Annotated in this window: 15 protein-coding genes; 3 read left to right on the top strand and 12 right to left on the bottom strand. The window is 62.2% G+C overall.

The annotated features are described in order from the left end of the window. Nucleotides 1-103: 103 nt before the first annotated feature. Entirely contained in the window at nucleotides 104-1,132 is a 1,029-nt protein-coding gene (gene thiL / locus ACYVGC_RS02160) for a thiamine-phosphate kinase (protein WP_460582131.1), read from the bottom strand. A gap of 127 nt (nucleotides 1,133-1,259) precedes the next feature. On the opposite strand from thiL, the gene ACYVGC_RS02165 reads away from it, so the two are divergent. Together ACYVGC_RS02165 and ACYVGC_RS02170 are read left to right on the top strand one after the other, a co-directional pair. After that, nucleotides 1,260-1,859, top strand: a complete 600-nt coding sequence (locus tag ACYVGC_RS02165; RefSeq protein ID WP_460582132.1) for a hypothetical protein — start codon at nucleotides 1,260-1,262, stop codon at nucleotides 1,857-1,859. A gap of 120 nt (nucleotides 1,860-1,979) precedes the next feature. Beyond that, nucleotides 1,980-2,135: a hypothetical protein gene (locus ACYVGC_RS02170; protein ID WP_460582133.1), complete on the top strand. Its 156-nt coding sequence runs from the start codon at nucleotides 1,980-1,982 to the stop codon at nucleotides 2,133-2,135. A gap of 88 nt (nucleotides 2,136-2,223) precedes the next feature. On the opposite strand, the gene ACYVGC_RS02175 is transcribed toward ACYVGC_RS02170, so the two are convergent. The 10 genes from ACYVGC_RS02175 to ACYVGC_RS02220 form a co-directional block, all read right to left on the bottom strand. Next, nucleotides 2,224-3,300, bottom strand: a complete 1,077-nt coding sequence (locus ACYVGC_RS02175; protein ID WP_460582134.1) for an NYN domain-containing protein — start codon at nucleotides 3,298-3,300, stop codon at nucleotides 2,224-2,226. A gap of 287 nt (nucleotides 3,301-3,587) precedes the next feature. Further along, nucleotides 3,588-4,364 (bottom strand): murein L,D-transpeptidase catalytic domain family protein, encoded by a 777-nt coding sequence (locus tag ACYVGC_RS02180; protein ID WP_460582135.1) that lies wholly within the window; start codon nucleotides 4,362-4,364, stop codon nucleotides 3,588-3,590. Nucleotides 4,365-4,557: 193 nt separating this feature from the next. Then, nucleotides 4,558-5,346: a murein L,D-transpeptidase catalytic domain family protein gene (locus ACYVGC_RS02185; protein WP_460582136.1), complete on the bottom strand. Its 789-nt coding sequence runs from the start codon at nucleotides 5,344-5,346 to the stop codon at nucleotides 4,558-4,560. 146 nt (nucleotides 5,347-5,492) lie between these two features. Beyond that, the gene (locus ACYVGC_RS02190; protein ID WP_460582137.1) at nucleotides 5,493-5,708 is read right to left on the bottom strand and encodes a hypothetical protein; all 216 of its coding nucleotides are present in this window, start codon (nucleotides 5,706-5,708) and stop codon (nucleotides 5,493-5,495) included. A gap of 124 nt (nucleotides 5,709-5,832) precedes the next feature. After that, complete coding sequence (locus ACYVGC_RS02195) at nucleotides 5,833-6,222, bottom strand: hypothetical protein (protein ID WP_460582138.1); 390 nt, start codon at nucleotides 6,220-6,222, stop codon at nucleotides 5,833-5,835. A gap of 186 nt (nucleotides 6,223-6,408) precedes the next feature. Next, the gene (locus ACYVGC_RS02200) at nucleotides 6,409-8,739 is read right to left on the bottom strand and encodes a TonB-dependent receptor (RefSeq protein ID WP_460582139.1); all 2,331 of its coding nucleotides are present in this window, start codon (nucleotides 8,737-8,739) and stop codon (nucleotides 6,409-6,411) included. Between the two features lie 142 nt (nucleotides 8,740-8,881). After that, nucleotides 8,882-9,277: a hypothetical protein gene (locus tag ACYVGC_RS02205; RefSeq protein ID WP_460582140.1), complete on the bottom strand. Its 396-nt coding sequence runs from the start codon at nucleotides 9,275-9,277 to the stop codon at nucleotides 8,882-8,884. Between the two features lie 113 nt (nucleotides 9,278-9,390). Continuing rightward, nucleotides 9,391-10,038 carry a HupE/UreJ family protein gene (locus ACYVGC_RS02210; protein ID WP_460582141.1) on the bottom strand — a complete coding sequence of 216 codons (648 nt, stop codon included), beginning with the start codon at nucleotides 10,036-10,038 and terminating at the stop codon, nucleotides 9,391-9,393. A gap of 124 nt (nucleotides 10,039-10,162) precedes the next feature. Then, nucleotides 10,163-11,494 carry a tetratricopeptide repeat protein gene (locus ACYVGC_RS02215; RefSeq protein ID WP_460582142.1) on the bottom strand — a complete coding sequence of 444 codons (1,332 nt, stop codon included), beginning with the start codon at nucleotides 11,492-11,494 and terminating at the stop codon, nucleotides 10,163-10,165. A gap of 173 nt (nucleotides 11,495-11,667) precedes the next feature. Then, the gene (locus tag ACYVGC_RS02220; protein WP_460582143.1) at nucleotides 11,668-13,893 is read right to left on the bottom strand and encodes a DUF4331 family protein; all 2,226 of its coding nucleotides are present in this window, start codon (nucleotides 13,891-13,893) and stop codon (nucleotides 11,668-11,670) included. 325 nt (nucleotides 13,894-14,218) lie between these two features. Between ACYVGC_RS02220 and hscA the strand changes: the two genes are divergently transcribed. Beyond that, nucleotides 14,219-16,093 (top strand): Fe-S protein assembly chaperone HscA, encoded by a 1,875-nt coding sequence (gene hscA / locus ACYVGC_RS02225; protein WP_460582144.1) that lies wholly within the window; start codon nucleotides 14,219-14,221, stop codon nucleotides 16,091-16,093. 86 nt (nucleotides 16,094-16,179) lie between these two features. Here the strand turns inward: hscA and ACYVGC_RS02230 are convergent, their stop codons facing one another. Continuing rightward, the gene (locus ACYVGC_RS02230; RefSeq protein WP_460582145.1) at nucleotides 16,180-16,626 is read right to left on the bottom strand and encodes a hypothetical protein; all 447 of its coding nucleotides are present in this window, start codon (nucleotides 16,624-16,626) and stop codon (nucleotides 16,180-16,182) included. Nucleotides 16,627-16,922: the final 296 nt, after the last annotated feature.

The raw sequence follows: 16,922 nt of genomic DNA on the forward strand, positions 1-16,922 counted from the left end.
AAAGGCAACTAAGATACGGTGCTCAGTACCTTGTCAGTTCGCCCACTGGTTTCCAGCCCTGCCCAACTTCGTGCCAGCCCGCGCTCAGCAGCCACCGCGCCGCTTAAAAATGGTTGAAGCCCTGCGCTTGCAGCGGCACGGCCTGGCCGGCTTTAGTGATGAGGTTCACCGCGTCGTTGTGCTCGGTGAGGTGGCCGATAACGGTGATATCGGGGTGGTTTTTAATCTTAGCGTGGTCACCCACCGGGATGGTGAAGAGCAGTTCGTAGTCCTCACCGCCGTTGAGGGCGGCCATAATGGGGTCGAGGTTGAACTCGGCCGCTGCTTCGAGCGTGGGGTTGGCCAGCGGCAGGTACTCGCTGAACACGCGGGCCCCGGTGCCGCTGGCGGCGCAGATGTGCAGCACCTCGGAGGCCAAGCCATCCGAAATGTCAATCATGGCGGTGGGCTGCACGCCTAGCTCGCGCAGCTCGTGCATGATGTCGAGGCGCGCCTCGGGGCGCAGCTGGCGCTGCACCACGTAGTCGTAGCTGTCGAGCTCGGGCTGAGTGTCGGGGTCGGCCAGGAAGGCTTGTTTTTCGCGCTCCAGCACTTGCAGGCCCAGGTAGGCCCCGCCGAGGTCGCCCGATACGCAGAGAATATCGGTAGGCTTGCCGCCCGAGCGGCGCACGGCCTGGCCGGCCGCCACCATGCCCAGCGCCGTCACGCTGATAACCAAGCCGCCGCGGCTGCTGGTGGTATCACCGCCCACCAGGTCCACACCGTAGGCCTCGCAGGCCAGGCGCATGCCGGCGTATAGCTCCTCCACGGCCTCCACGGTAAAGCGGCCGGGCAAGCTAAGGCCCACTACCACCTGGGTGGGCGTAGCCATCATGGCCGCCACGTCGGATACGTTCACGGCTATCGCCTTGAATCCTAAGTGTTTGAGAGGGGAGAAAGACAAGTCAAAATGCACGCCTTCCACCAGCAGGTCGGTGGTGACGACTACTTCCTGCCCGGCGGGCGGGGCCAGAATGGCCGCGTCGTCGCCAATTCCCAGGATGGTAGAGGGCTGCGTAAGGGCAATGTCGCGCTGCAAGCGGCGGATGAGACCAAACTCGCCGAGTTGGGAAAGGGGCGTTAAATCAGCCATAAAAACGAGGGGAAACGAGCCATAAAAACGGGCCGCAAAGGTACGGCCGGTGGCAGGCAGGCCCGCAGGGCCGTAATTTAGTAGCCCCGGCCGCACCTTATTACCGCCGGGTACTCGTTTGGTTCTGATGAAAGCCGTTCTTTTTGCCGGTCTGCTGACCCTCGCCGTGCTGCCCATGTGCAAGCCCGATGCCACCACAAGCACTACCACCACCGCCAGCCCCGCCTCGCCCGCGGCCGTGCGCGCCCAGCTCAACGAGCTGCGCGACTCGGCCGACGTGAACTGGCAGCGCATGATGGCCAGCGACGATAAAACCCTCGACAACCTGCGTGAGCTGCTGCAAGACCTCAGCAAGTACCCCGGGGCCAACCAGCCGCGGCTTGCCCAGCTGCGCGCAGAACGCGCCAGCGTGCAGAAACAGCGCTACACCCGCGCAACGATGGCTTCGTCGGCACTCATCGACCAGTACGATACCGCCCAGGACTCGCTGCTGAGGCATGTGTACGCCATTGCCGCACCCGGCGGCAATGCCCCCACCGAGGGGGTACGCGACCGCGTAGAAGCTGTGCAGGCCGCCGACCACAACGTGGTGGGCTACCGCGCCCACTACGATGCCGCCGCCAAGGCCTACAACGCCTACCTGCAAGTGCACCGCGAGGAGCTGCCCAAGCTGGGCAGTAAGTACGCCGACTTGCAGCCATTTCCGCTGTTTGAGCTGGGCCAATAGGCTGATTTAGTTGATTTTCGGAGAATAAGCAGTACCTTTTAACGCCGCTCGGCTTACACCTGTTTGGTTGAGCTTAGCGGCGTTCTATCACCTGCTTGTTTTACCCAAAACCCCACGCTCATGCCTAAACTTTTTACCCACTTGCGCCTACCGCTGCTGGCTTTGCTCACGAGCTTCGCCCTCACCTCCTGCCTCGACCGCGACAAGAAATGCGACCCCAAGCCCAGCAAGTGCGGCACTCCCACAACCACCGTTCCTAAAAGCGGTAATAGCTGATAGCCAGCAGAATCTTCATTATTCAAAAGAGCGCCATGCTGCCGAAAGACAGCATGGCGCTCTTTTTATATAACTAATTTATTATTAATTACTTATCTTCCCCTGGATTCAATTCCCGCACGTCGGGATGCTGGTAGTTGACGAGAATAACAGAGAAGGGATGCGGCTCGCCCTCGCGCTTCTCGATGCGCACAGCCCCGGCGTCGCGCAGGTGGGTGAGCAGCTGGCGGCGCTCCCAGTCGGGTAGCTCGGGCAGTACGTCGGTGAGGCGGCGCAGGAAAGGGCTAGCCCATATCTCGGAGGCATTGTGCTGATTACCAAATTTTTGCATCTGCTCCAGCAAGAATTCGAGGCAGCGGCGCTCGTCGGGCAGCGTCACGCGCCGGACGGGCAGGAAGGTGGCCGGCTCTTGCAGCATCTGGTCCATGAGGTTGAGCGGCTTGGGAGCTAGGCGCACGGGCGGTGCAGACGGGGCCGGGCCAGCCGGCGAGCCGGCTACATCCTGGGCAGCCTGGCGAGCGGCGGCGGTGGGCACGCCCACGGTGCCCTGCTCGCGCAGGCGGCGGGCATCTTCGGCCAGTTGCAGGCGGGCGGCGCGGTGGTCTTCGAGGGCCTGGAGGCGCTCGGCAGGCAGCAGCTGGCGGGCATCGAGGAAGTGCTCCTGGCCCAGCATCAGCAGCAGGTCGCCGGACACGCTTTCGCGGAAGCCCACCACCTTCACCTGCCGGGCCTGGCGGCGCAGGTGTTGCAGCACCGGAATGTAGTCGCGGTCGCCGGCTACCAGCACGAAGGTGCCGATATCGGGCCGGGTATAGAGCACTTCGAGGGCGTCGATGCAGAGCTGCATGTCGGCCGCATTCTTGTGGTCGGTGCCCAGCACGTTGCGCGTGTCCACGCCCATGAGGTACAGCGGGCCCTGTGGCCCGGTGGGCAGGCGGTCGAAGTCGGCGTAGGCGTAGAGCACCAGCGAGTCGAGGCCCAACTCGCGCTTGAGGGCGTCGCGCAGGGCGCGCACCAGGTCGAGGGCGTAGTCGTGGGGGTCTTGCGGGTCGAGGTAGTGGTTTTTGAGGAAGTAATAAACGTTCTCAAAATCAATGAAAACCGCGGCATACGGCGAAGTCGCCGCGGCCGGCGGCACCGCCGAAAAAGTAGTGAGGCTAGACATTATTGGTAGATAAGAAGGCAGCCGAACACCTAGATAATCTGATGATTAGCAGTGCGTAGCGGAAGCAAAACAAAAGTCGGCTACAATTGGAGAAGTCACCCCTGGGGCGGAAAAAAGTTGCGCAGCACGCATCCATTCGTCGTTGCTGTGCGTGGCGCTAGTTGGTATTTTCACCGCAGAAGACGCGGAAGGTTTCGCAGAAGAGACGCAGAGGTTTTTGGCGGTGTCAAAAACAAGAAGCCCTTCCCACGGTGGTGGAAAGGGCTTCTCATTATGCTGAATTAACGCTAAGAATTGCCAGCCGGCTTTAGCGAAAGTGCGGCCAGCGCAATATTCTGGTTGAGGTACTTGGACGTGTAGCCCGCATTCGACTTGCTCAGGAACAGGCAGCTACCACCTTCCACTGCATCAATAATTTGTGAGTATTGGGCGAGCGGCAGGGCGGGGCAACCGAGGCTGCGGCCCAGGCGGCCGTTTTGCTTGATAAAGTCTTCGCTCACGTAATCGGCCCCGTGCATCACGATGGAGCGGGCGAATGCGTTGGTATTAAAGCCTTCATCCACACCCTTCAGGCGAAGCGAATGGCCGTGCTTACCCTCGTACTCCTGGCCCGTTACGTAGAAACCCAGGCTGCTCATGTTGCTCTGGTCGGTGTTTGAGAACTGGTCAGCGCCGTTCTCGCCCGAGTTGTGGCCGTGGGCTACCAGCGTGTGAAACAGGATTTTATCGCTGTTCAGGTCGAGCACCCAGAGGCGCTTCTCGGTTGAGGGCAGGTCGAAATCCACCACCGTCAGGTGCTGCTGGTTGTCGGCCAGGTGGCCGGTTTCACGCAGGTTGAGATAGCCGGTCATGGCCTTTTCAAACACCTCAAAGCGCAGACCCTGCTGCTCGGCACCCAAGCGGGTATACGTCTGACGCAGCGTAGCATCGAAACGGGCCAGCGGCGTGAGGGCCACGGCTACTTTGGCGGTAGCAACCGGCGCGTGGGCCGACGACCGCATGAGCGGGCCGGCCAGCGGGGTGGCTAAAAATAGCGACGCCACAAAGGGCAACACGCGTCGCATAAGACGCTGTGAGCGGCGGCCGTCGCGCTGCCGTTGAACTACGCTGCAATGGTGCTTTTTCATAACAATTTCGACGTGAAACGTAAGTGGAAAGCGTCCGCCAAAACGAACTACCTGTTTCGAAAGATACTATACGAGATTCGAACCCGGTTGGATAGTGCCAAACGGGGCACTTGCTTAAATAATTCCCGGCTCAGCGCCAGCCGCGCCGGGCAAAGCGCCGGCCGGCCGCCGGCCCATCGAGCCAGCGCGAGGCCAGGCCTGGCCCGCTCACCAGCAGCAGGCTACCAGCCCGCACCGTGCTGATAATCTGCTTGTACTGCGTGGGCGGCAGCGCCGGGCAGCCCCGGCTATAGCCCAGGTGGCCGTGCTGGCGCAGGTAGTCGGGGCTAGCGTAGTCGGCGGCGTGCAGCACAATGTAACGGTCAAACACGTTGCTGTTTTCACCCTTATCCAGGCCCTCCAACCGGCGCGAGTAGCCGTGCTTGCCCCCGTAGGTGCCCGAGGTGCGGTAAAAACCCAGCGATGTGCACTCCGAACTCTCCACGTTGGAGAAGCGCCGCGCCCGCAGGTGGCCCGACCCCAGGCCGTGAGCTACTAAGCTGCGGTGCAGCACTTTAGCATTATTGAGGTCGATAACCCAGAGGCGCTCAGTGGTATTGGGCAGGTCCATGTCGGCCACGGCCAACAGGCCCGCCCGCTCGATGCGGCCGGTGGGGTGTAGCGTGAGGTAGCCCACGCAGGCCTGCGCCAGTACCTCAGGCCGCAGCTCGGCCGCTTCGGACCCTAACCTATTGTGCAGCTGGGCAATAACCTGCCGCAGGGTATCGGGCACACCGGCCACGGCGGGCACGGGCGTGGGTTGCAGCGAATCGGGTAGCGCCGTGCGCCGCAGCGAATCGGCAGTGGTTCGGCTCACGAGCGGGCCTGCGCTGGCCGAGTGCGCCTGGGGCTGGCAGCCAGCCAGCACCAAGCCGCTCAAGCTTAAAAAAGCCGCACAACAAGGCAAAAACAAGCGGAATGCAGAGCACCTCATTACCCAAAGTTAGCCGCGAAAAAACCACCCCCCGCTCCTTTTCACAGAAAAAGAACGAGCGGCGGCTTCCCCTTCAGCAGTGGGGCCCGAGGCTAAAAGGACATGGCTACCCGACACTTAGCCTGGTAGCGCGACTGGTCGGCGCGGTGCCGAGCGCGCTGGTCGGTGGCGATAGCCAGCGCCGCGCGGGCTCCCTTGGGGTTGAGGCTGGCTAGGTGGAGGCCAGCGCAGGAAGCAGCCGGGCGCGGCAGACGCACTGACGAAGCAACCGTAGCCACCGCCACGGTTTTAGAAGACAGGAAATGCATAAAAATGAAGGAAATAGCAGCGCCCGGCGCACGCCGGTACACTGCTTGGCAGGGATAAGACATTGCTGATGAAGCGACTAGTAGCCGCCTCATCTACGGCCACCGAGCAGGCGGCCGCGGGGACTTATCCCCGCCGGGGCGGGTCGTCGAGGCGGCCCCGCACGCCGGCCGGCGTGCGGGCGGCGTACCAGGCCCGCGGCCGGGCAACGCGGCACCCACACGGGGAGTTTGCCGCCATTTCCGCGGTGGGTAGGCAGTGCAAGTCCACGCCCTTTAGCGAGGTGAGCAGCTGCTGCAAGGGCACGGGTTTATGGCCCTTCTGCACGTGGTATTGCACGCCGTTGCAATCGTCGAAGCAGCTGCCGCCGCGCCAAGCGTTTTGGAGCTGGCAGTCGGGGCGGTGCACGTAGCCGTAGGCCCGCGCCACGGGCGGCGCGGCCCGCTCGCCCACACTGGCGCACACCACCAGCAGGTAGTTGAGCAGCAGCATAATAACTAGGAGGGCGCGAGACACGGCGGTGGCGGATTAGTTAGTTTTCAGGGCTTTCGTAAATCGTTTGTCCTGGCGAGCGCAACGCAGTGGAGCGCGGCAATCTTTCCTGCACGGGCGGATTACTAACCTTACGAAGCGAACGGCAAGGAAAGATTGCTGCACTCCACTGCGTTGCGCTCGCCAGGACGGGCGTTTTTGCTTCAATTATTAGAAAAATAGGCTGGCATTGGCGCGCACGTAGAACGGCGTGCCGGGCGTGAAATTCAACTCGTTTACCGATGTGCGCTCGCCGCGCAGTTGGCTGTCGGTGGCAAACTGGGCCTCGTTCCACCGGGCGTTGAGCAGGTTTTGGGCCGTGACGCCGAACTGGTAGCGCGGCTGCGTGTAGTTAACCACCGCATCGAGCAGGAAGTAGCCCACGGCCCGCACGGCATTGTCTTCCTGAGCCGGGCGGCTGTCGATGTGGCGGTAGCGCAGGCTGATATTCAGGCCCTTAGCACTGCGCATGGTGATGCCGCCGATGCTGGTAAACGTGGGCGCCAGCGGAATATAGTTCTCGCCGGCGGGCGCGTCGATGATGCGGCCGTGGCTGTAATTGAAGTCGCCATCCAGAAAAAAGCGGGTTGAAAGCTGGTAGCGCGCCGACACATCGACGCCAAAGCGGCGCGTGGGCCCCACGCTTTCGGTGGTGCCCTCGTCGCCCGAGTACACCAGCTCATCTTCCAAGTGCAGCGTCCAGAGGGCGGCGTTTATTACCAGCGCCGGCACCGGCTTAAAGGTGCTGCCCACCTCGGCTCCCAAGGCGCGGGGCAGCGCGTTGAAGCTGCCGGTGCCCTGCACCACGCCGCGCGCATCGTTGGAGTGGAAGCCCAGGCCCGAGCGCGCAAACAGCTGCACCGCTGGCGAAAGCTGGTAGTAGAGGTTGAGCTTGGGCGATACCCGGGCGCGCGTGACGCGGCCCGCCAGCGGCACAAATCCGGCCGCCGAATCGGCCCGCTGCCCCCGAAAATCAAACACAAACACGTCGGCCCGCACCGCCGCGTTCACCGTGAGGCGGTCGGTGAGGGTCAGGGTTTCATCGAGGTAGGCGTTGATATTCTGCTCGTGCAGGCGGCCGGTGCTCACGGTATCCAGAATACGGCGTTGCACGGCGTGGCGCAATTGCAGGCCACCCTCGTCGATGCGGGTGCCCAGGCCGAAGGTCGAGTGCAGGTTGCGGCCGCCCAACTGGTCGTCGCGGTCGTAGGTGCCGGTGTAGCCGTAGAGGTTGCGGCCGGTATCGGTTTGGGCTATTTCGTCGCCGTTAACGGGGTCGTTCTTGAAAAAGGTAAAGTTGGAGAACAGGTTGAAGTAGTAGCGCGAGTAGTACACCTGCTGGCGCAGCACGGCATTGCGGGGCAGCGCGGTGATGAGCACGGCGTAGGCATTGGTGCGGCGCGTGTTACCGCCCTCGCTGGCATCGAGGCTGCCAAACCGCGATATAATACCTTCATCAACTGCGCGTTGTGGTATTTGGCCGCTGGCATCCCAACTGGAGGCGAAGTGCGAGCCAAACAGCGTGAGGGAGGTTTTATCCGACAGCTGGCCCGTGTACTTGGCCAGGCCGTTGAAGCGCTTGAAATGCTGCGGGTTATCGAAATACGAGTTGGTAAAATTATATTCAGCGGCCACGTAGGCGCTTTCGGGCCGCTTGCTGAGCAGGTGGTGGGTACCCAGCAGGTCGAGCATCACCAGCGCCCGGTAAGTATTGAACTGGCCCACCTCCACTTTTACCTGGCTATGGTCGAGACTGGTTTTGGTGCTGAACTCGCCCGCGCCGGCCGTAGCAAAGTCACCAAAGCGCGCCGTGTACGGCCCTTTGTACACCTTCAGCTGCTCCACCGTTTCGGGAATCACGAAGTGAAAATCGGCGTAGCCCTGGCCGTGGGCGTGGCTCACCATGTTCACCGGCAGCCCGTCGATGCTCACCGCAAAGTCAGTGCCGTGGTCGGCGTCGAAGCCCCGCACGAATATCTGCTCGGCCTTGCCGCCGCCCGCGTGCTGCGCAATGAAGAGGCCCGGTACCAACCGCAGCAAGTCCTGGGCCGAGTTGATGGGCCGCAGCGTCTGGTCGATGTGCGAGATGGCGGCCAGCGTCTGGTTGGGGTCGCGGGGCTGGCTCACGGTCACCTCGCTCAGGCTGAGGGTGTTGGTGGCCAGCGCCACGGCCAGGCCCCGCGTTTCGCCGGCCAGCAGCGTTACCGTTTTGGTGGTGAGGCGGTAGCCCAGCGCGCCCAGACGCACCTGGTAGGTGCCGGGGGCCACTCCGGTGAGGCGAAACTGCCCCAGCGCATCGGTGGCGGTGCCGCCGGGCTGGCCCACCAACCCTACGCTCACGCCCGCCAGCGGCTGGCCCGAGAGCGAATCGGCTACGGTGCCGCGCAGCGCCGCCGAGCGTTGCGCCTGCGCCGCCCCGGCCAGCAATAGCATGGCCGCCAAAAAAATCAGCGACTGCCAACGCAGCAACTGCTTTAACCCCACGAAGTAATTAACTTGCATACCAACACGTTAGCAACGCCCGCACGCCCATAACAGGGCGCAATACTGGCGTCAGCTTAAAAAGTAAAACGGCCCACGCGGCCGGGCCTTGGGCCCGCGTAGTGGTTCCGGCAGCCGGGCGGCCGCGGGAAGCTGGGCAGTTTTAGCCGCGTTGGGGCGGGGGGTAGTCGGGCGCGCCCCGGCTGGGGCGCGGGGCGGGGGGTGCCAAGGCGCAGCGCGCGGCCGGCTGGGCCCAGTGGCGCGGGACAGCCAACGCAGCCAGCTGGCCCATGGCGCAGTGCACATCCAAGCCTTTGAGCTGGGCCAGGTAGTGCAGGCCGGTGCCGGTGGGCAGCTTGGTTTTTACCTCGTGCTGGTTGCCGTTGCAATGCTCGAAGCAGTCGAGCCGCAGGTAGTTATGTTGCTGGCACTCTTTGCTATGCACATACGGGTGCGCGGCGGTGAAGAGCGGCTCCGGCGGCCGGCTCACGAGCAGGCCCGCCCCCACCACCAGCAGGTAGTTGAGCAGCAAAAGCCAGGTGAGCAGCGAACGGAGCATAGGAACTGGTAATCTTGAGCGAAGCTACGCAGTAGGGCGCGGCACTGGTTTGAAAATCGCAGGTTTAGGCGGAATAATCGACTGTTTTCAACGAATAAGCGGTGGGCCGGCGGCTACGCCAGCAGGCGGTCCACGGTCCAGTAGGCGGCTATCAGGCCAATGACTACCGACACCGGCACCACCACCCGCGCCCGGTACCAGGGCCGGTCGGCCGCCCAGCGCCCAACGAGCGCCCAGCACAGCAGGATGACGGTTACCTGGCCCGTCTCCACGCCCACATTGAACGAGATGAGCGAGCCGAAATAGTCCTGCTTGGGCAGCCCCAGCCCGGTGAGCGCGCTGGCGAACCCCATGCCGTGAATCAGCCCAAACCCGAACACGATGGCCAGCCGCCAGGGGCTGAGCTTGGTCGTAATAATGTTCTCAATCGCCACAAACAGGATGGAGAGCGCAATAATGGGCTCCACCACGCTGCCCGGCGGCTTGATGATGCCATACATAGCCAGCCCCAGCGTGATGGAGTGCGCCACCGTGAAGGCTGTGGCCTGCCACAGCACCGGCTTGAGGCGCGGCTCTAGGATGTAGAGGCTGATAATGAACAGGATATGGTCGAAGCCTAGCGGAATAATATGCGTGAAGCCCAGCTGGATATACGTCCAGAAAATAGCCGTGCGCGAGAGCTTGCTCAGGTCGGCGTCGATAACATGGGCGGCGGCGGGCAGGGTGGCCAGCAGCAGCGGAATCAGGAAAGGGAAAATCACTAATCGCCCATCATTGCGAGCACAGCGAAACAATCGCATCAGAACGAAATCGTTCGGGTATCGTTCTGGTGCGATTGCTTCGCTGTGCTCGCAATGACGAACGGCTGTATACTTCACCATTGCGTTAGCGGGCGGCCAGCATTTTTTTACCTTCGGCTTCCACCTCGGGGTTGAGGTAAGGCGCGGTTTCCAGGGCTTTGGTGATAAGGGCCTGGCCCTCGGCGACTTTACCGGTTTTGGTGAGGATGAGGCCAGCGCGGCACAGCAGCACCGGGTTTTGGGAATTGGTGCGGCGGGCCACGGTCATGTACTTCAGCGCCTCGGCGAAGTTGCCGCGCTTGTAGTAAACCCAGGCCAGGGTTTCGTTCACGTCGATGTTGTCGGGGCGGCGGGCGTACTCAATTTTGGCGTGCTCCAGGGCTTTGTCCAGCTCGTTGGTTTTGAGGTAGGCGTAGGCCAGCTCGCGGTCAGTATAGTGACCAAGCTCCTCATTGTCATTAGCTTGCTTGGCCGCATCAGCTAGCATCTCGACCGATTCCTGGGCCATTTTCTCGGCTTCCGCAGGCTGATTGTTGAGGCGGTACACGTCCACCAGCTCGTCGGTGAAAGCGTAGTCTTTCACCGTGGCGCGGGCCAGATTCAGGTTTTTAATGGCGGTAGCGTAGTCCTTGTGGGCGGCGGCCACGCGGGCCAGGCCGGCCAGGGCGTAGGCGTAGTTGGGGCGCATGGCCAGCGCCTGCTCATAGTAACCTTGAGCTTTATCGAGCTGGCCGCTCACTTCGTAGAGGTGGCCCAAGGCCACGCGGCTCCACTCAGTTTGCTCCAGGCCGTTGTAGCCGGCTTTCACGGCCATGTCCATGGCCTGAATGGCACCCGGCATGTCGCCGTGAATCTCGCGCAGGTAGCTCACGCGGGTGTAGGCGGTGAGGTCGGGGCGCACCTGGTTCATCTTATCGGCCATCTTCACGGCTTGGTCGTAGCGGCCCAGCTCCACGTTGGCATCGGTGAGCAAACCATACACATAGCCACTTTGCGGGTTGATGGCCTGGGCCTGCTCGGCCAGGGCCAGGCCCTGCGAAAAGTGGTGCTGGGTGAGGCTGAGTGAGGCTTGGCAGCACAGGGCTTCGAAGTTCTCGGGGTCGGTTTTGAGCACCTCTTGCAGCAGTTGCATGGCGGCCGCGTCGTAATACGGGTGGTTGCCGGTTACGCGGCCTTCCTGCATGTAGGCTTCGGCCAGCAGCAGGCGGCTTTTTTGGTCGTTGGGGTCGGTGCGCAGTTTGGCCAAGAGGCCTTCCATCGAGGCTTTAGTGTTCACCCACTCGCCGCCCAGGGCTAGGTTGCCGATGCGGTCTTTGGGCGCGGGCAAGGTGGGCGGGGCGGGCTTTTTGAAAAAGACGATGGCTACTACTGCCACCGCAAAGGCTAGCAGCAAAGCAGGGTATAGTTTTTTACGCACGGGCAGGAGAAAGAAGAGGGTATTCGGTAAGGAGTAGCTTGAGTGGCCAAAAACTACCGGACCAGCCGGGCGGCAAGCTACGAAAATAAAAGAGCCGCCGCCAGCTGGATAAGCTAACCGACGGCCCCTTTTTCTTCAGCGTGCGGCTACTGGTAGCAGTAGCCGGGCAGCCGCTAACGGCGCTCTACGCGCAGCGATTGAATCAGCGTTTTGCCGGCGTACACCGAGGCAACGTACTGGCCCGGTACCACCGAGGCGTTGGGCTGCCACTTTATCTCGTTGACGCCCGCTGGGTAGTCTTTGGCCGAGATGGTAGCTACGCGGCGGCCGACGGCATCCACAATCTGCACGTTCAGGTTAGACGCCGTGGCGAGCTCGAAGCGGAAGGTGGTGCTGCCAGTCGTGGGGTTCGGGTAGGCGCTGGCTACGGTCAGGTTAGGAGCCAAACCCAGCGTTGGGTTCGGCGCCAGCTGAGCTAGGGCAATGCGCTGGGCAGTGGTGCCGCTCCAGGGCGTTTGCACGTAGGGGAAGCCGGTGCGGAAGGTCGTGTCGTTCCGCTCGATGTTCGTGGTGAAGGCCAGCACGCGGCCTAACTGCGCCGTTACGGGCGTAGTGGAGGTACCCACGGTGTAGTCATCATACCAGAGGCCTACGGCCGCCAATACTACGCCACCCACGGCTTGCAGCTCGATGCGGGTCACGTCATCCTCCAGGCGGCGGCCGTTGGGGAAGCCGTCCATGTTCGGGATAATCTGCACGGCGGCCGAGGTGTTGTAGCGCGGGTCGGTGAGGCCCAGTACGGCGGCTTGCAGCAGACCTTCCGAGCTGAAGTCGGCCGAGGTGCGCGAGGTAGGCGGCACGGCCATGTTCAGGCGCAGCATGTCGCCGAAAGTCGGCAAGAAGTTGTTGATGAAGGGCTTACCAGCCGTGAGCGGGTTGCCGCCGGTTTTGCCAGTTGCCAGCTGATACGGAATCAGGTTGGGCACGCCGGTGTGGAAGATGGGCAGCAAGTCGGCCGAGCGGGGGTTGCCAGCCTGGCCATTGTTGAGCAGGTACTCGCCAAAACCACCGTTAGCGGTGGTAGCGAAGGCCGTGCCGGCGGTGAGGGCGTTGCCCAGCAGCGGGCTCAGGCCCGGCGCACCGTCGCGGAAGTCGAAGCCACCCGACAAACCCGACGCGGCGGGCAACAGGCCCGCCAGCGACTTGGTCTGGATGCGCAGGCCGGCGAAACCCGGTACGGCTTCGCCGTAATAGGTCTGGCCAGCGGGCTTGGGAGCCGCGCCATTTACGGGCACGTTATCAGCCATGTAGAGGCCCAGCTCGGGGTTTTTAGCACCCGCGTCAAACTTGGGCACCATGCCATAGGCTGAGCCCGCATTCCACTCGTCTTTCAGGCCCACGGCCTGCACCACCTCGTTGGTGAGGGGCATGCCAATGCGCGAAATCTGAACCCAGCCATCGGGCGAGCCCACGTAGCCGGTGGTGGGGGCCACGGTAGCGCCCACGGTGTAGGTCTGCCCACCGGTGGTGGGGTTGAGCGTGCGAATAGCTGGGCGGCTGGCCGAAGCCCAAATACCTACGGTATAAGGCGATACGAGGCCGGCTTCAAAGCCCGTAGTGGTGGCGGTCAGGGCGGGCGTACCGGCCCGGGCCAGCGTAGTCACCGGAATCTGCATCACGATGGAGTGCACGTTCTTACGAGCCAAGCCATCGCGGGCGGCGGTGCGGGAGCGCACGCCACCGAGGTCAAAAATGCTGCCCAGGTCGGTAAAGAAGGCGTCGTCCGTGGGTCCGCAGAAAATCTTCATGCCGCCCACCGTCTGAATGGTGCTCTCGGCGTAGGTCTGGTAGTTAGCCTGCCCCAAGCCCGCGGCGTTGGTAATGGAGGTTGGCCCAATGTTGGGCGCGGGCACTACCCCAGCGGCCACCAGCGTGGTAAAGGCCCCACCAGCCAGGCTTTGCTCCAGCTTGTAGGTGGTTTTCAGGTTTTCCTTGCCCAGGCGCACCCGGAAAAAGGTGCTAGGGTCCTCGTTGGCGCGGGTGAAGGTGAAGCGATACGTAATGTCGTCGCCGGTAGTATTCTGGTTGTTCTTAACGTGAATCTCGTACCGGATATTCTCGCCAAACGTGTTGAAGTTGGGGCCGCCCTGGGGCAGCTCAAACGGAATGTAGTTGGCCACGATGGTCACCGTAGCAGCCGCGTTGTTGGTGGGCGCGTCGGGCGAGCGGAAGGCGTACAGGTCGGTGTTATCGGCCAGGGGGTCGTCGGCAATGAGCGGCGCTTCGCGGTGCGAAGAGGCCTCCAGGTGGTTGGTGTGGCCGCTCCACGTGAGCAGGCCGCCCACGGCGGCGGCAGCTAACGCTACTTGAAGAGCGGGACGAGTAAGCAGTTTTTTCATGAAAAAAGAAAAGGGAAAGGGTGGAAATATGCTAAAGCTTAATTGAATAATTCTACTTTTTTAGTACTGATACTAAGCGTTTTACCCACAATATTTTCTTTATTGGCTTTCATCTACGTTGTAAGCCGGCCGCCGGTTCTGCGCATTTGTTCAGATGCCCGAATCTTGCACCCATTTAACTTTTACCGCCGCCTTGGCTTATCACTGTACCGGGGCGCGGGCGAGCGCGCAGCCCCCGGCCGGGCGTACTTTTGCAAGCTGGGCGGCAGTTTGTTTCACTTGTTTTTGACCGGCCGCGGCAGCGCGGCCGCTCTGTTTTTTTCTTATGGCTAAAGTTGCCATCAACCTCGCCACCGGCGCCATTCAGCAGGAAGAGCTGATTGTGGGTATCGACCTGGGCACCACCAACAGCCTCGTGGCCTACGTGCACCCCGAAACCCGCCAGCCGGCGGCCATCAACGACCTGGGCCGCGGCACCATCGTGCCCTCCGTCGTGCATTTTCCGGCCGATGGCAGCTCGCCTTTAGTGGGCAACGAGGCCCGCGATTTCCTGCTCTCCGACCCCGCCCACACCATTTATTCGGTGAAGCGCTTGCTGGGCAAAAGCTACCGCGACCTGGGCCAGCACGCCGGCCAGCTGGGCTACAAGGTGATTGACGACGACACCGAGGGCCTGGTGAAGGTGCGGGTGGGCGACCGCTTCTACTCCCCCATCGAGCTATCGGCCGATATCCTGCGCGAGCTGCGCCACCGCGCCGAGCACGCCCTCAAAACGCCGGTACGCCGCGCCGTGATTACGGTGCCCGCCTATTTCAACGACTCGCAGCGCCAAGCCACCCGCGACGCCGGCCGCCTAGCCGGCCTGGAGGTACTCCGCATTGTGAACGAGCCCACCGCCGCCGCCCTGGCCTACGGCATCGGCCTCGACCCCGACGAAGAGAAAACCGTGGCCGTGTATGACCTCGGCGGCGGCACCTTCGACATCAGCATTCTGCGCCTGCACCAGGGCATTTTTGAGGTGCTGAGCACCCACGGCGACACCTGGTTGGGTGGCGACGACATGGACCGCGCCGTGGTGGAGCATTGGCAGTCAACGTTCAACTTACCAAGCACTTACCAGGAAGTACCCGCCCTGCAACAGCAGCTGCGCCTAGCCGCCGAAATGGCCAAGCGCTACCTCAGCCAGCACGACGACTTCACGACCCAGCTCATCGATGGCGACGAAAACGTGACCAGCGTCACACTCACCCGCGCCGAGTTCGACGGCCTCATCCGGCCGCTGGTGGACCGCACGCTGGCCGCCTGCCGCCAAGCCCTGGGCGACGCCCAGCTCACGCCCGCCGCCATCAACGCCGTGCTGCTGGTGGGCGGCTCCACGCGCGTACCATTGGTGCAGGAAGCTGTATCTGAGTTGTTTAATCAGCCGGTCAACAGTTCGCTCAATCCCGACGAAGTAGTGGCGCTGGGCGCGTCCATTCAGGCCGATATCCTGGCGGGCAACCGCCGCGACGTGCTGCTACTCGACGTGACGCCCCTCACGCTGGGCATCGAAACGCTGGGCGGCCTCATGGACGCCATTATTCCGCGCAATTCCAAGATTCCGACCAAGGCCGGCCGCCAGTATACTACCAGTGTCGATGGCCAGGTGAACCTGAAAATTGGCGTCTATCAGGGTGAGCGTGACCTGGTTAGCGAAAACCGTAAGCTGGGCGAGTTTGTGCTCAGCGGCATTCCGGCCATGCCCGCCGGCCTGCCCAAAATCGACGTCAACTTCTTTCTCAACGCCGACGGCATTCTGCGCGTGGAGGCCGTGGAGCTGCGCTCCGACACCCGCCAGCAGGTCGATATCAAGCCGCAGTATGGCCTCACCGACGACCAAGTGGAGCAGATGCTGATGGACTCGCTCCTCAACGCCAAGCAAGACGTGGCCAGCCGCCTGCTCATTGAGGCCCGCACCGCCGCCAAGCAGCTCCTCTACCAAGTCGAGCGCTTCCTTAAGAAAAACGCCGAACATCTGGAAGCCAGCGAAGTAGCCACCACTACCGCCAAAACCGACGAGCTGCGCGCCGCCCTCACTGGCAACGAGCGCGACCTCATCCTCAAGCGCATGGATGAGCTAGACGAGCTGACCCGCCCCTACGCCGAGCGCGTGATGAACATCTCCATCAAGCAAGCCATGAGCGGCAAAAAAATCAGCTAGCTGCCCTGGCCAGCCAGCCAACAAAAAGCCCGCTTGCTCTCCGAGAGCAAGCGGGCTTTTTGTGTAATCACCTTACATGAAGTCACTTAGGGACGAACCGGAGCTGTGGTGGTACGGGCTTTGTTGAGGCGGCGCGTAGGCTGGCCGCCCGTAGTGGCGGGGTTGCCGTTGCCAATGGTGGGCTGGTCGGAGCGCAGCGTGCCGCCATCCACATTGCGGGTGGGCACGCCGCCAGCCGGGTATAGCTGGCCCGAGCTACCAATGGGCGTGGTAGCGTTGGCGGGTACACCGCCGGCGGGCACCGTGCCCATGCCGTTGTTCATACCGGCCTGGCCAGGCACTATTGCGCCATTATTCATGCCGGCCTGGCCGGGCACTACGGCACCGGTATTGGGCACCTGCGAGCCCGTTACAATGGGAGAGCCGGGAGCGATAGGCGCGCCAGGCGTACCCACTACGGGCGTTTGGGCGTGGGCCGAAAAACTGATAGCCAACCCAAGCAGGGCGGCTCCGAAAAGCTGAGTGGTTTTCATAAAAATCTGATTGAGTGTACGTTAATGCAAAGACTACCGAAACCAAGCTGGTTGGGCAGCGTCATTCCCTTTTACGGAAATGCGGACGAGTAGAACGTATTTTTAACAAAATACCAGTGGGCACTTACCAGCTTTGCGCAACACTGCACACTATCCAAAACACTTGCTATCAGTTTATTATCGGCACTACTGCTATTTATGAAATTTTCATGAAGAAAGCTTCGCCTGGGTTCCGCTACGGAAAACTGCTACGCTTTAGGCGGCTGGCTGAAGGGGTTTGAAGCTTCTACTTTTGT

This window comes from Hymenobacter arcticus (assembly GCF_054779975.1).

Bases quoted from the DNA above. Each gene is read 5' to 3' on its own strand.
- ACYVGC_RS02230 (WP_460582145.1), bottom strand. From the start codon at position 16,626: ATGAAAACCACTCAGCTTTTCGGAGCCGCCCTGCTTGGGTTGGCTATC.
- ACYVGC_RS02200 (WP_460582139.1), bottom strand. From the start codon at position 8,739: ATGCAAGTTAATTACTTCGTGGGGTTAAAGCAGTTGCTGCGTTGGCAG.
- ACYVGC_RS02170 (WP_460582133.1), top strand. From the start codon at position 1,980: ATGCCTAAACTTTTTACCCACTTGCGCCTACCGCTGCTGGCTTTGCTC.
- ACYVGC_RS02220 (WP_460582143.1), bottom strand. From the start codon at position 13,893: ATGAAAAAACTGCTTACTCGTCCCGCTCTTCAAGTAGCGTTAGCTGCC.
- ACYVGC_RS02175 (WP_460582134.1), bottom strand. From the start codon at position 3,300: ATGTCTAGCCTCACTACTTTTTCGGCGGTGCCGCCGGCCGCGGCGACT.
- ACYVGC_RS02165 (WP_460582132.1), top strand. From the start codon at position 1,260: ATGAAAGCCGTTCTTTTTGCCGGTCTGCTGACCCTCGCCGTGCTGCCC.
- ACYVGC_RS02180 (WP_460582135.1), bottom strand. From the start codon at position 4,364: ATGCGACGCGTGTTGCCCTTTGTGGCGTCGCTATTTTTAGCCACCCCG.
- thiL (WP_460582131.1), bottom strand. From the start codon at position 1,132: ATGGCTGATTTAACGCCCCTTTCCCAACTCGGCGAGTTTGGTCTCATC.
- ACYVGC_RS02190 (WP_460582137.1), bottom strand. From the start codon at position 5,708: ATGCATTTCCTGTCTTCTAAAACCGTGGCGGTGGCTACGGTTGCTTCG.
- ACYVGC_RS02205 (WP_460582140.1), bottom strand. From the start codon at position 9,277: ATGCTCCGTTCGCTGCTCACCTGGCTTTTGCTGCTCAACTACCTGCTG.
- hscA (WP_460582144.1), top strand. From the start codon at position 14,219: ATGGCTAAAGTTGCCATCAACCTCGCCACCGGCGCCATTCAGCAGGAA.